Source organism: Sphingobacterium sp. JUb56 (genome assembly GCF_014191365.1).
GTDB classification, from domain to species: domain Bacteria; phylum Bacteroidota; class Bacteroidia; order Sphingobacteriales; family Sphingobacteriaceae; genus Sphingobacterium; species Sphingobacterium anhuiense.
In genome coordinates, this window is sequence record NZ_JACHWL010000002.1 from 753,791 (window position 1) to 767,837 (window position 14,047).

Sequence of the window (14,047 nt, forward strand, 5' to 3'; positions counted from 1 at the left end):
TGCCCACGCTACTCCCAACATACAGTAGATATGCGCATGATAGTTTCATCATAAAACATAAAAACGAGTGAAATGGAGTCGATTATCCAATTGAAAACATACACTCAAAATAATTAATCTGATGAAAAAAAATATACTCGTTATTCCTGGTGACGGAATAGGACAAGAAGTAACTATTTGGGGTAAAAAAGTTCTGGAAAAAATCGGACAAAAATATGGTCATGAATTCAGTTTTGATGAAGCGATCATGGGGCACGTTGCTATTGAAGCTACCGGAAACCCATTGCCAGATGAAACCTTAGAAAAAGCAAAATCAAGTGATGCAATCCTATTCGGTGCCATTGGACATGCTAAATACGATAATGATCCATCTGCTAAAGTACGTCCGGAACAAGGATTATTAAAAATCCGTAAAGAATTAGGTCTTTATGCAAACTTACGTCCCATCTTGTTATTTGATGAACTATTAGACGCATCTAGCCTGAAACCAGAAGTATTAAAAGGAACAGATATCCTTTTCTTCCGCGAGTTAACAGGAGACGTATACTTCGGTGAGAAAAATCGTTCAGAAGATAATAATTTCGCTTCAGATCTAATGAATTATAACCGCTATGAAGTAGAACGTATAGCACGTAAAGCTTATGAAGCTGCCCGTACACGTTCTAAGAAATTATGTTCGGTAGATAAAGCAAACGTATTAGAAACATCCCGTCTTTGGAGAGAAGTCGTGCAAGAGATTGCAACAGAATATCCAGATGTCGAAACTGAGCATATGTTTATTGACAATGCTGCGATGCAATTAGTAAAAAATCCAAAGAAATTTGATGTGGTACTAACCGCCAACTTATTTGGTGACATTTTAACAGACGAAGCTTCACAGATTGCTGGTTCTATGGGCATGCTAGCTTCTGCATCTATTGGTGACGGTACAGGGTTTTTTGAACCTATCCATGGTTCAGCGCACGATATTGCAGGACAGAATAAAGCCAATCCATTGGCATCGATTTTATCTGTTGCATTAATGTTAGATATTAGTTTTGGTTTACAAGCAGAAGCTAAAGAAGTAACAGAAGCAGTTGCAGCAACATTAAAAGCTGGTTGGAGAACAGGTGATATTGCAAATGTAAATACACCTGCAGACAAAATATTAGGCACACAAGAAATGGGTGCTAAAGTATTAGAATTTATTAAATAGACTGAACAGAGTTTCTAAATTATAAACATAAAGCTATGTTACACGATCCAAATCATCTATACATCTTCGATACCACTCTTCGCGATGGCGAACAGGTACCAGGATGTCAATTAACTACTCCTGAAAAAATCGACATTGCAAAAGATTTGGAGAAACTGGGTGTCGATGTTATTGAGGCTGGTTTCCCAGTTTCTAGTCCCGGAGATTTTCAATCGGTTGTTGAATTATCCAAGGCCGTAAATGATGTTATTATCTGTGCTTTGACACGTGCCAATGAAAATGATATTAAAGTTGCTGCAGAAGCCTTAAAATATGCAAAAAGACCACGTATACATACGGGTATCGGAGCTTCTGATATGCATATCAAGTATAAATTCAACTCCACACGCGAAGAAATATTAGATCGCGCTGTTGCGGCAGTAAAATATGCAAAATCACATGTTGAAGATGTAGAGTTTTACGCAGAAGATGCCGGCCGCGCTGATTTAGTTTACTTAGCGCAAATGGTCGAAGCAGTTATTGCCGCAGGTGCTACTGTTGTCAACATTCCAGATACGAACGGTTACTGTTTACCTGATCAATATGGCGCTAAAATAAAGTTTTTGAAAGAAAATGTTAAAAACATTGATCAAGCGATTATTTCTGCACATTGCCATAATGATTTAGGATTAGCAACAGCCAATTCCATTGCTGCAATCCAAAATGGCGCACGTCAGGTAGAATGTACCATCAATGGTATCGGCGAACGTGCTGGAAATACCTCTTTGGAAGAAGTGGCTATGATTCTAAAAGTTCATAATCAGTCTTTCGGTAACCTAACTTCAAATATTGACAGCAAGATGTTCACTTACCTTTCACGTAAAGTAAGTGAAATGATGAATATGCCAGTACAACCTAATAAAGCAATTGTTGGGCGTAATGCCTTCGCGCACAGCTCCGGTATTCATCAAGATGGTTTCTTAAAACACCGTGAGACTTATGAAATTATTCGTCCCGAAGATGTGGGATTAGAAGAAGCAGGTATTATCTTAACCGCTCGTTCCGGTCGTCATGCTTTAAAGCATCACTTAGAACGTCTCGGTTACACCTTAGAAAAAGAAGCCCTTGCAGAAACATATGAGCGCTTCCTAATTCTAGCAGATGCCAAAAAAGATATTTGCGACGATGATCTCAGAAGTTTATTCGCAGAAAGCGTTTAATAACACAAAAACTTATTAAAACGTCATTTTGACAAAGAGTAAATTTGCAAGTAAAAAGTCAAAAAACTTATTTACTTTTATTCTAAGTCGAAATGACGTTTTTTTATTTGAATAAAAAAAAACAATCACCTAATCATAATAGAACAAAATGAGTTTAGATTTTTCTAATTTACAAATCGACTCAGAAAGCACTTACCATCGTATCAAGGACGTCGTCAATCGCACAGCTTTGCAATACAACACTTATCTTTCTGAGAAATATGGCGCAGATGTCTATCTGAAACGAGAAGACCTGCAAATCGTTAGATCATACAAATTAAGAGGAGCATATAATAAAATAATTTCACTGAGCCAAGAAGAGCAGCAGCGTGGTGTCGTTTGTGCAAGTGCTGGCAATCATGCACAGGGAGTTGCCTTCTCTTGTAAAAAGCTCGATATTAAAGGTGTTATTTTTATGCCCGGCCCGACACCAAAACAAAAAATAACACAAACAGAAATGTGGGGCAATGGCAATATCGAAATTATATTGACCGGAGATACTTTTGATGACTGTCAGAAAGCGGCTCGCATTTATACTGAAGAAAATAACATGACCTTCATTCCTCCTTTTGATGATCCAAAGGTTATTGAAGGACAGGGAACAGTAGCCGTAGAAATCTTACAAGACTTACCAGATGTTAATGCTGTTTTTATTCCAATCGGTGGTGGTGGACTTTCTGCAGGAACGAGCTACTATTTAAAAAACAAAAATCCCAATATCAAATGCTATGGTGTAGAGCCACAAGGAGCAGCTTCTATGCAGGCGGCATTTACAGCGGGAAAACCTGTCGAACTCGAGAAGATCAATAAATTTGTCGATGGTGCTGCTGTTCAAAAAGTTGGAGACCTTACATTCGAGATCAGCCGCGAATATTTAGATGATATCCGATCGATCCCAGAAGGAAAAATCTGTACCTGCATATTAGAGCTATATAATAAAGATGCAATCGTCGTTGAACCTGCCGGAGCGCTTTCGGTAGCGGCATTAGAGTTTCATAAAGATGAAATAAAAGGAAAAAAAGTTGTCTGTATTATTTCAGGAGGCAATAATGATATCAACCGTATGAGTGAAATCCAAGAATTATCACTCTTATATGAAGGATATAAACATTACTTTATTGTACGTTTTCCAAATCGCCCAGGAGCATTAAAACTATTCGTATCCGAGGTATTAAGCCCCAAAGATGATATTACCCGTTTCGAATTTATCAAAAAAACCGAACGTGAGCGTGGTCCAGCCTTGATTGGTATCGAACTAAACAACCCGGCAGATTACCAATCGTTGTTACAAAGAATGACAGAAAACAAATTTGAATATATCGAATTAAATAAAGATCAAACCTTATTTGAATACCTCGTTTAAGTGCTTAATGAGAAAAAATAAAAGGGGAATATGCAAAACACATATTCCCCTTTTTGTATTAAAATTTATTTATAGCCTTCTCCAAGTACAACTATTCCTCATTTATACCAAAACTTTACCATACGATCTACCTATGGATCAACAAAACTAAAATTGTGGCATCGATATCTCTAAATACAAGAAATTACTTTAAAAAGCTTACTATCAATTTTTTACTTTAAATTTTTATGTATATTTAATTAAAAAATATTATGAAAACAACAGCTATCTTATTTATGTTAACGATCATTTGTACCACTGTATTTGGACAAACTGATAAAACCAAGAGACCTAGCCCACCTGATAGTGTTAAAGTCACTACTAGTGATGGTGTAACCATTGATGTAAACTACAGCCGTCCATCTTTAAAAGGTAGACAAATTGGTGTTGATATTGTCAAAGTTGGAGAAATATGGCGTACGGGTGCAAATGAAGCAACAACAGTAGCATTTGATAAAGACGTCCTTATTGAAGGTAAGAAATTAACAAAAGGAAAATATAGCTTATATACTATTCCCGGTGAACAAGAAACAATTGTTATTTTCAATAAAACATGGAATCAATGGGGAACAAAATATGATCAAGCACAAGATGCATTACGCGTAAATGTTAGAAATTCAACAAGCACTACACCACAGGAACAATTTAAAATTGATGTGGATAAGTCTGGTAAAATTGCATTAATATGGGGCGATCATTTACTACCAGTACAAGTAAAAGCTGTACGCTAATTAAGAATTTCAAAAGAGATCAAACAGTAAAATAACATTTGACATGCGTTAAAAACGCATAAGTATTAAAAAAGCCAGATAATTTCTATCTGGCTTTTTACTAAGGGTTATTTGTTTTTTAAATATTTTTCTAAAAACTTATCCTGTTCCCACAATAGGTGGAAAATATTCTCCTTTGCAACATAACCATGTGCCTCACGCGGTAAAATAACCATACGAACAGGAGCTCCAAGATTTTTCAATGCTTGGAAATAACGCTCCGTCTGTAATGTAAAGGTACCCGGATTATTATCTGCCCCCCCATGTACAAGTAATAAAGGAGTTTTCATCTTATCAGCACTTACAAATGGAGACATGGTCATATACAGTTGTGGGTCATCCCAAAAGTTACGTTGTTCGCTTTGAAATCCAAAAGGAGTTAACGTACGATTATAAGCACCAGATCTTGCTATTCCGGCAGCAAATAAATTTGAATTAGATAAAAGATGTGCGGTCATAAAAGCACCGTAAGAATGTCCTCCAACAGCCACTTTCTTTCTATCAATATAGCCTAAACTATCGACCGCATCGATTGCCGCTGCACCATTCGCAACAAGCTGTTCAATAAAAGTATCATTTGGTTCCTGAGTACCCTCGCCAACAATTGGGAATGCGGCATTATCCAATACGGCATACCCTTTAGACACCCAATAAATAAATGATCCATAACTCGGATAGGTAAATTCTTTCGGGTTTGCAGTACTTTGGCCAGCTGTATTCTTATCTTTATATTCTCTTGGATAAGCCCAGATCAACAAAGGAAGTTTTTCCTTATTCTTAAAATCGTAACCTGCAGGCAGGTATAACGTACCTGAAAGATCAACACCATCTTTACGTTTATAATTCAAGATCTCTTTGTGTACTTTTTCTAAATTAGTAAATGGATTTTCCAACTGTGTCAATGCCTTTTGTTTTCCTGTTTTAATATTCTTTTTGAAATAATTTGGGAACATCGAAGCAGATTGCAGAGAAACCATCATGTCTCCCGTTTTCGGATCAATAAGCTGAATAATACGTTCTTGAAGATCTGATTTTTTAGCGGTGTAAAGTCTTTTTTTCTTTAAACTCTTTAGATCCAGCTCATCCACAAAAGGAAATTCCCCTTCCTTTGTAAATCCCTTCCCTATTAAAAACACTTTATCATTTTGAATTGACATCGGATACGTTCCAAAGTTATTACGTGCCTTAAACACATCCCCAGGATCATTGTAGATATCTTGGCTATTGCGGTCATTAATCAATTTTGACGCTCCAGAACTTGGATTAATCAAAAATGTTTTCACATTACGGGTATCATACCATTGCGAACTGACCATTGCATATTCATCATTTCCCCAGATGACACCAGCAAAGCGATCTTTGGTTTTGGTGATCAATTTAGGGGATGAGGTAAAAGGAAAGTCCAATGTATACAAAGCATCACGGAATTCAACATTCTTCCCAGGATCACCACCGTCCAAAGCCTCAACATAGGCTAAAGTTGCCGGTTTATCATCTCTCCAATGCAAATTCCGACGGCCTGTACGTGTAGCAGAAAAACCCTTAGGCATAACTTCTATCAAAGGAACATCATTCACCTTCGTAATTAATTTCCCTGTCAGGTCGTAAATAGCTGTTTCCTGGGGAAATCTAGAATAAGGTACAATATAAGAATAAGGCTTTTTAATCGTATTCACTAAAATATATTCGCCATTTGGAGAAAAAGAGGTCCCGGCAAAAATTGCTTTATCACTAAACTTTTGAACTGCACCTTCTAGATCTACAATTTGTAATTCAGACTGAACCAACGTTTCAAAATTAGTCTCATCCTGTGGATTTTTCAACAAATCCTGATATGTTCTCAATTGCGACACCTGTCCATCACTTGTCGAAACAACTGGTCCCGTCGGCAAATCTTTTGTTTGGTCAATTAATTTTATTCTATTTACTGGTAGTGTTGAAATCAACAAACGTTCAGAATTACGGAACCATTTATAAGGTGCATCTAATAACGTATTCAACACATATGATGTCAATTGTTTGACCTGCAATGATTTTAAATCTAATATAAATAAAGCCGTACCGGTAGTATTTGTATTGGTAAAAGCTAATTTCGTATTATCTGGTGAAAACGTTAAATTTGCCAATGAAGGATTAGCAGGCATGCCTCTAAAATCTGTAATCTCCTTATCATCAGCAATTTTCTTTAAAGAAAATTTATTAAAGAAGGTTTCTGCACTTTCAACATTTGTTGAGGGATTGATACGAAGACCGGCCAGCTTCATCTCTTCCTGCCCCAATTCTGCCAAAGACTTATAAGTAGGTCGATATAAAAATAAGATCCAATTATGATCATTTGATATTCGTATCTGTGGAGGGCGTATAAAATCAGCTAAGGCTAAAATTTCGGAAGAAGGTTTTTGGAAAGTGACATTCTCTTGAGCGGAGGCTTCCAGAGATAATAAAAATAGTAAACCGCAAAGTAATTTTTTCATATATATATTTTAATATAATAAGCTGTCAAAATATAGTAAATTATTAGATTAAACCAAGAAAGTGTAGTCACTTTATGACATAAATATTAGACTAAAAAAACATTCTTAAAATACAGATATTTTCTATCTTCTAAAGTTATCAACATTAAATTAATATTGATAACCAAGCGAATACAAATATTCCGCATGCGCAAAGCCCTATATCGATCATTTTTTTCCACCAATGTGGAAAAGTCAAATTACAGCTTCAAATTAAATTTATGATATTTGTTAGAGTTGGGAAATTAGGCTTCTCAAACTTGTTAAAATCATTCAACTCAACTCGCCTTCTTTTAGGAAGCGCGATTTTTAAATTTAAGTATAATCATGGCAAGAATCATCAAATTCGAGAAAAACGATTGTGCACCTTGTGCGCAAGTATCTGCATATCTAGATCAAAAAGGTATCAAATATGAGTCTATCAACCCATTTGACCAACCAGATTTAGCTGCAAAATTTAAAGTTCGCACAGTTCCGACCGTAATCGTTTTGGAAAATGACGAAATTCAACACCGTATCATTGGATTTAAGCCTGAAGAATTAGGAGCGATCGCATTATAATAATAATCTGGTATCAAATTTTTATAATCCATGATACATATTTATTACGATAGCAAAACTGGAAATGTGCAACGTTTTATGGACAAGCTTACCCAAATCACAGGCTGGCATGCTCATAAAATAACCGCAGATCTTATTGCTGAAGAATCGGGGCATCTCGTAACGTTCACAACTAATTTCGGACAAATGCCCGAAACGACCCGCATATTTATGACAGCAAACGCGTCTAAAATATATTCGGTCACTTCGAGCGGGAACCGCAACTGGGGACAGAACTTTGGACTTGCCGCTGATAAAATTTCAGCTGACTTTGACATCCCATTGGCTTTCAAATTTGAATTGTCTGGTACAATGGAGGATATTAACCAATTTATTGACATCATAAAGAACAACTGCGATGGTAGCAAACGAGGTAGCAAAAAACTGGATATTGCTTAACAACGAAATCATGATTAAACATGATGACGAGTTTAGCTTACATAAAGATAAAGAGGCCGTACGTGCCTATTTTTTAGAGTATGTAAATAAGAACACGGTGTTCTTTTATACTTTAAAAGAAAAAATCGATTACTTAATTGAGCAAAATTACTATATCAATTTCTACGAATGGTTTACATACGAAGAAATGGAAACGGTCTATAATTTTGTTTTCGCAAAAAAATTCCGCTTTGCCTCTTTCATGGCTGCGTTTAAATTTTTCCAAAGCTATGCGTTAAGAGACGATTCTGGAGAAAAGTTCTTAGAACGTTATGAAGACCGTGTCGTAGCAGTAGCTTTATTTTTAGCGCGTCACGAAGGTGTAGAAAAAGCAATTGCTTATGCCGAATTATTCATCAATCAAGAATATCAACCAGCAACACCAACATTCTTAAATGCAGGTAAAAAACGTTCTGGAGAATTGGTTTCTTGTTTCTTAGATGAAATTGGTGACAATTTAAATGGTATCGGCTATGCGGTTGATTCAGCAATGAAATTATCTTCCATCGGAGGCGGAGTTTCATTCAATATCTCGAAAATTCGTGCTCGTGGCGAAGCCATCAAAGGAGTTGAAGGTCGCGCAGGAGGTGTTCTTCCAATCATGAAAATCATGGAAGATACTTTCTCATATGCCAACCAACTGGGTCAGCGTCCTGGTGCTGGAGCTGTATACTTAAACATTTTTCATGCTGACATTGAAGAGTTCTTAGACTGTAAAAAAATCAATGTGGATGAGAAAGTACGTATCAAATCCCTTTCTATAGGTATCATTATTCCTGATAAATTCATGGAATTAGCTGAAAAAGATGAAGCCTGTTACTTAATATATCCACATACTGTGATGCTGGAATACGGCATTCCATTGGATGAAATGGATATGGACAAGATGTACGAAGAGTTGATTACCAATCCGAATATCAAGAAAAAGAAAATCAACGCCCGTCACATGTTAGTAAAGGTTGCACAGACACAAAAAGAGTCCGGCTATCCTTATATCTTCTACAAAGAAAACACCAACCGTGCTCATGCATTGAATGGCATTGGTAAAGTAAAATTCTCAAACTTATGTACTGAGATCATGCAGGTGTCTGAAGTTTCAGAAATAAATATCTACGGAGAAGAAGATCAAATCAAATATGGTATCTCGTGTAACTTAGGTTCCTTGAATATTGCTACCGTAATGGATAATAAGCGTGTTAAAGAATCTGTTAAATTAGCAATGCGTGCTTTAACAATGGTATCTGATGTAACAGATATCAAAATGGTTCCTTCTATCGCCAAAGCAAATAAAGAATTACATTCAGTAGGACTTGGAGCTATGAATCTACATGGTTATTTAGCGAAAAGCTTTATTATGTACGAATCGGAGGAAGCATTAGACTTTGCCAATGCATTCTTTATGATGATGAACTTCTACTCTTTGGAAGCATCGATGGAAATCGCACGTGACCGTCAAAGAACATTTGTAGGATTTGAAAAGTCAGCTTATGCAGATGGATCATATTTCAACACATATACAGAACGCGATTATTTGCCAAAAACAGATAAGGTTAAAGAATTATTTGAAGGAGTACATATTCCAACAATTGAAGATTGGGAAAAATTGAAAGCAGAAGTTCAAGAGCACGGTATTTATCATGCTTATCGTTTGGCTATTGCACCGAACCAATCTACATCTTATATCATGAACGCAACCGCTTCTGTTATGCCGATTGTGGATATCATCGAAGTTCGCGAATATGGAGATAGTACAACCTATTACCCAATGCCTTATTTGACAAATGATAATTACTTCTACTTCAAATCGGCATACGACATGGATCAATTCAAGGTACTTAAATTAGTATCTGTAATCCAACGTCACATTGATCAAGGAGTAAGTACTATTTTACATACAAATTCTAAAGATAATACACGTGATCTATCTAGATACTACATTTATGCACATAAATTAGGATTAAAATCATTGTATTATACGCGTACACGTAAGTCATCTATTGAAGATTGTGTTTCTTGTTCAGCATAAACTTCATTTAAAATAAAACCCATAAGCTATTCAAAAGTTATTAAAACTTTTGAATAGCGCTATTAACATATACATTCAATAATTCTCGCTGTAAAATAATGAGTAAACAATATACTGCTGTAAACTGGAATACGCCAGATAATGATTATGCCTTGATGTTTTGGGAGCAAAATATTAGACAATTCTGGATTGATACCGAATATATCCCTTCAAAAGATATTGATAGTTGGAAAGGATTAAGCTGGGAAATGAAAGAATGCTACAAAAAAGCATTGGGCGGATTGACTTTGTTAGATACTTTACAGAGCCATACAGGAATGCCAAAAATCATCGAACATACAGAATCGTTACAAAATAAGGCTGTATTATCGTATATGTGTATGATGGAGGCGATCCACGCAAAATCATATTCGACTATTTTTACAACGGTATCTACTACAAACGAAATCAATGATATTTTTGGTTGGGTTGAACAAAATAAATTTTTGCAATTCAAAGCATCCACCATTGACTCTTATTACCATGTATTAGACAAAAAGAATCCAACAAATGAAGAATTATTTATGACACTGGCAGCTTCAGTGCTTCTTGAGTCATTTCTATTTTATTCAGGTTTCTTCTTACCATTGTGGTTATGTGGTCAAGGACAAATGGTTGCTTCAGCAGATATCATCAAAAAAATTATTGCCGATGAGTCTATCCACGGTGTTTTCGTTGGATTAATGGCACAAGAAGTCTTCAAAAAACTAAAAAATCAAGAAGAAGTGAAACAGAAATTCATCAATTTATTGAACGAATTGTTCGATAACGAGATGAAATATACAGAGGAAATCTATACCGAAGTTGGTTTAACAGCAGAGGTAAAAGAATATGTTCGTTACAACGGTAATAAGGCATTAATGAATCTTGGATTTGATCCGATCTTTGAAGTGAAGCAGGTGAACCCAATTGTTTTAAATGGCCTAAATACAGAAACAACGCAACATGACTTCTTCTCGAAGAAATCAACAAACTACGAAAAATCAATGGAAATCGTACACTTGAAAGATGACGATTTTAAAATGGATGCTACGGTCAACGTATAACTATCTAAATTCCATTATAGCGATTCCCTTTACAGATTATGTAAAGGGAATTTTTATTTTAAACTAATTGAATCCGTCGTAGTCATACAGGTAGATAACCTAAACCTGACGATTATGACCACATTGCAAAAACAGCCTTCAGGCACACTTGTATTTCTAAGCTTTTTAATTATATACTTATGTTGCACCCATCTGTGCCAAGCCCAATTAAAAAAAATTATTCTGCTTGATGCCACAACATCACACCCCATACCCAAAGCAAGTATATTTTTAGAAGAGGAAAATAATGGAACCGTTTCGGATGAAAATGGAATTGCACGTCTAGGAAATACACAAAGTAAAAATATACGAATATCGCATCTCAATTATAACATGCTCACTATAAAAACCAGCGATCTTACTCACGAGATAACAACTTTAAAATTAATACCAAGGCCCGCCAATCAACTGGAAGAAGTCATTGTTTCAGCAGGATTTGATAAACTTTTAGTCGGTAAATGGAAACTTCTTGAAATCACTAACATTCGGATTCTATCCGATGGGACAGAGCACAGTACCAAGAGAAAAACTTCTTTTGGAAATATAAAAGAGTATAACGCAGATCGATCCTTCATAATTACCAGTTCAAATGGATCCAAACAATTATCAGGTAGATTTACAGCATTAAATAATCAGATATATGAAGACATCGATTATTCATATGATAAATCACTGCAAGGGATAACCAATATCTTATTTTATTCCAAAACAGAAAAAGACCACCAGATAAGAGTGAAATATCAACTTCCAAACTCCGTGTGGGTAACCGAAGAAATATGGAAAAAATTATAAATAGTAAAACCTATATTACACAATCGTTTGTCTTAAATGAAGGTCATAAATAAAGCTATCTTTTGGATTATATTTGAAATTACCTTCAAACCAATTCAATAACGATGAATAAACTATTTACTTTTTTATTGATAACTGTAATAACTGTACAGTCTTACGCTCAGCAACAGTATAGCCAAGTATTTGCAAAAGACGATTACAGTCAATTAAAAAAGAATGCCAGAGATCAGGACATTGAAAATATCAATAATTTGATATTAAAGCAGGCTGCTAGACAATTAAAAGAGGGATCTTACCCCATTCAAAAACGTTTACGCGCTTATACAAATTATCAATCTCCCAATAGCCTAAGCAAGCGACTTAAAACAAGCCCTTACTCCCAATATGAAAATCCTACTGGTATTTACTTCACAGCAGGAGATGAAGCTATTGTATGGGTTGGAAAAACCAATGGAAGCACTATTGCGCTACGCGTAACAAACTGGGATGATAAAAACTTCAAACAAAAAGACTACAATCTAAAAGAAGGCTATAATGCTTTGAAAATTGAAAATAAAGGAAATGCTTACATTCAATATTTCACAGAAGACAAAGTATCTTCAAAAAAGATCAACATTCACATACTTGGTGGAAAAGTGAATGATGTATTTGAACGAGGTAAGCATACCAATAAAGATTGGGATCGTATGCTAGGAAATGCTTCTGGACCCATCTTAGATATTGTAGGAAAACAAGTACAACTTGCATATTCGGTAAAATCATTACAAGAAAATGCACCCCATCAAGGCGTAGAACTGATCCAACTTTATGATTCTATAATTGGTATCCAGCACCAAATCATGGGGTTGACACAAACAAAAAGAGTTCCGAAGAACAGAATGTTTGGCCGTGTTATCTGGCAAGGATTTATGCATGCTGATGGTATCGGCGCTGCATTTCACGATAATACCATGAAAGATGTCGCAAATGTGGCTAATCTTAGGAAAAATTCTTGGGGAGTAGCGCATGAGTTTGGTCATGTCAACCAAGTAAGGCCTAATATGAAATGGGTAGGTACAACAGAGGTAACCAATAACATCTATTCCGTATGGACACAATATACGTATAACAGCCATAGTCCCAAATTAGAACGAGAACGCTTAAAAGACTATGATGAACCTAAAATTGGAGGCCGTATCACTGCTTATATGGAATCTGCATTTGTACACCGTCAACCCTGGTTAACACAAGCCGGCCCAGACAGGTGGGATCGCCAACGTCCACGTGATTGGGGCGGAGATCACTTCGTAAAACTAGTTCCACTTTGGCAATTACAGCTGTACTTCAATGTCGCAGGAAAAGGAAATTCATGGGAGAACAAAAACTTTTATGGTGATATCTTTACGAAAGCAATTAATGCTCCAGCAACAGCAACTAAACAAGACGCATACTACCAGCTCGAGTTTATCAAAAACGCATGTGATGCGTCAAAATTAGATCTCACAGATTTCTTTGAACAGTCTGGAATGCTTATCCCTATTGACCTTTGGGTAGATGATTATACCTGCGCACAGATGACCATCACAGCAGCTGATATTGCAGCCGTAAAACAGTATGCATCTAAGTATAAGAAACCTTCCACACCGGTATTACATTATATTACTGCAAACAGCACTTCAATTTATAAAAATAGACTGCCCTTAAACGGGATCGAAGGTTCTGGTTTCGAGAAAAAAGAAGATAAAATCATTGTTCAAAACAGCGCTTGGAAAAATGCTGTAGCATTTGAAACCTATGCAGGTGATAAACTTGTAAAAATTGCATTTGTAGGAGCTGGGTCTAATGACGTCTCCAGCACAACCGTTCATACTCCAAAAGGTACAACACAGGTCAAGGCTGTGGGATGGGATGGAAAAAGAATCAATGTATTATAATTTAATAAAAAAATAGGCTGATATAATCAGCCTATT

At 36.0% G+C, this 14,047-nt stretch carries 11 protein-coding genes; 10 read left to right on the top strand and 1 reads right to left on the bottom strand.

All coding sequences use genetic code 11. The features are described 5' to 3' along the window. Positions 1-121 precede the first annotated feature (121 nt). From leuB to FHR29_RS22720, 4 genes are all read left to right on the top strand, one after another. Positions 122-1,195 (top strand): 3-isopropylmalate dehydrogenase, encoded by a 1,074-nt coding sequence (gene leuB, locus FHR29_RS22705; RefSeq protein ID WP_132769216.1) that lies wholly within the window; start codon positions 122-124, stop codon positions 1,193-1,195. 35 nt (positions 1,196-1,230) lie between these two features. Next, complete coding sequence (locus FHR29_RS22710; protein ID WP_021191844.1) at positions 1,231-2,394, top strand: 2-isopropylmalate synthase; 1,164 nt, start codon at positions 1,231-1,233, stop codon at positions 2,392-2,394. Positions 2,395-2,542: 148 nt separating this feature from the next. Beyond that, a complete protein-coding gene (ilvA, locus tag FHR29_RS22715; protein ID WP_183917389.1) occupies positions 2,543-3,796 on the top strand; it encodes a threonine ammonia-lyase IlvA in 1,254 nt (417 codons plus the stop codon). A gap of 251 nt (positions 3,797-4,047) precedes the next feature. Next, the gene (locus FHR29_RS22720) at positions 4,048-4,566 is read left to right on the top strand and encodes a DUF2911 domain-containing protein (RefSeq protein ID WP_183917392.1); all 519 of its coding nucleotides are present in this window, start codon (positions 4,048-4,050) and stop codon (positions 4,564-4,566) included. Between the two features lie 107 nt (positions 4,567-4,673). Here the strand turns inward: FHR29_RS22720 and FHR29_RS22725 are convergent, their stop codons facing one another. Next, entirely contained in the window at positions 4,674-7,079 is a 2,406-nt protein-coding gene (locus FHR29_RS22725) for a prolyl oligopeptidase family serine peptidase (RefSeq protein WP_183917394.1), read from the bottom strand. A 366-nt stretch (positions 7,080-7,445) separates the two neighbouring features. Between FHR29_RS22725 and FHR29_RS22730 the strand changes: the two genes are divergently transcribed. The 6 genes from FHR29_RS22730 to FHR29_RS22755 all read left to right on the top strand — a co-directional run bounded on the left by FHR29_RS22730 (position 7,446) and on the right by FHR29_RS22755 (position 14,011). After that, complete coding sequence (locus FHR29_RS22730; RefSeq protein WP_021191847.1) at positions 7,446-7,679, top strand: co-chaperone YbbN; 234 nt, start codon at positions 7,446-7,448, stop codon at positions 7,677-7,679. Between the two features lie 30 nt (positions 7,680-7,709). Further along, complete coding sequence (nrdI, locus tag FHR29_RS22735) at positions 7,710-8,117, top strand: class Ib ribonucleoside-diphosphate reductase assembly flavoprotein NrdI (protein ID WP_132769222.1); 408 nt, start codon at positions 7,710-7,712, stop codon at positions 8,115-8,117. Further along, the gene (gene nrdE, locus FHR29_RS22740) at positions 8,077-10,182 is read left to right on the top strand and encodes a class 1b ribonucleoside-diphosphate reductase subunit alpha (RefSeq protein ID WP_132841062.1); all 2,106 of its coding nucleotides are present in this window, start codon (positions 8,077-8,079) and stop codon (positions 10,180-10,182) included. The genes nrdI and nrdE overlap by 41 nt, the downstream gene beginning before the upstream one ends. A 98-nt stretch (positions 10,183-10,280) precedes the next feature. Then, positions 10,281-11,267, top strand: a complete 987-nt coding sequence (nrdF, locus tag FHR29_RS22745) for a class 1b ribonucleoside-diphosphate reductase subunit beta (RefSeq protein WP_021191849.1) — start codon at positions 10,281-10,283, stop codon at positions 11,265-11,267. Between the two features lie 114 nt (positions 11,268-11,381). Next, complete coding sequence (locus FHR29_RS22750) at positions 11,382-12,098, top strand: carboxypeptidase-like regulatory domain-containing protein (RefSeq protein WP_183917396.1); 717 nt, start codon at positions 11,382-11,384, stop codon at positions 12,096-12,098. Between the two features lie 104 nt (positions 12,099-12,202). Further along, the gene (locus tag FHR29_RS22755) at positions 12,203-14,011 is read left to right on the top strand and encodes a M60 family metallopeptidase (RefSeq protein ID WP_183917398.1); all 1,809 of its coding nucleotides are present in this window, start codon (positions 12,203-12,205) and stop codon (positions 14,009-14,011) included. The last annotated feature ends 36 nt before the right edge of the window (positions 14,012-14,047 follow it).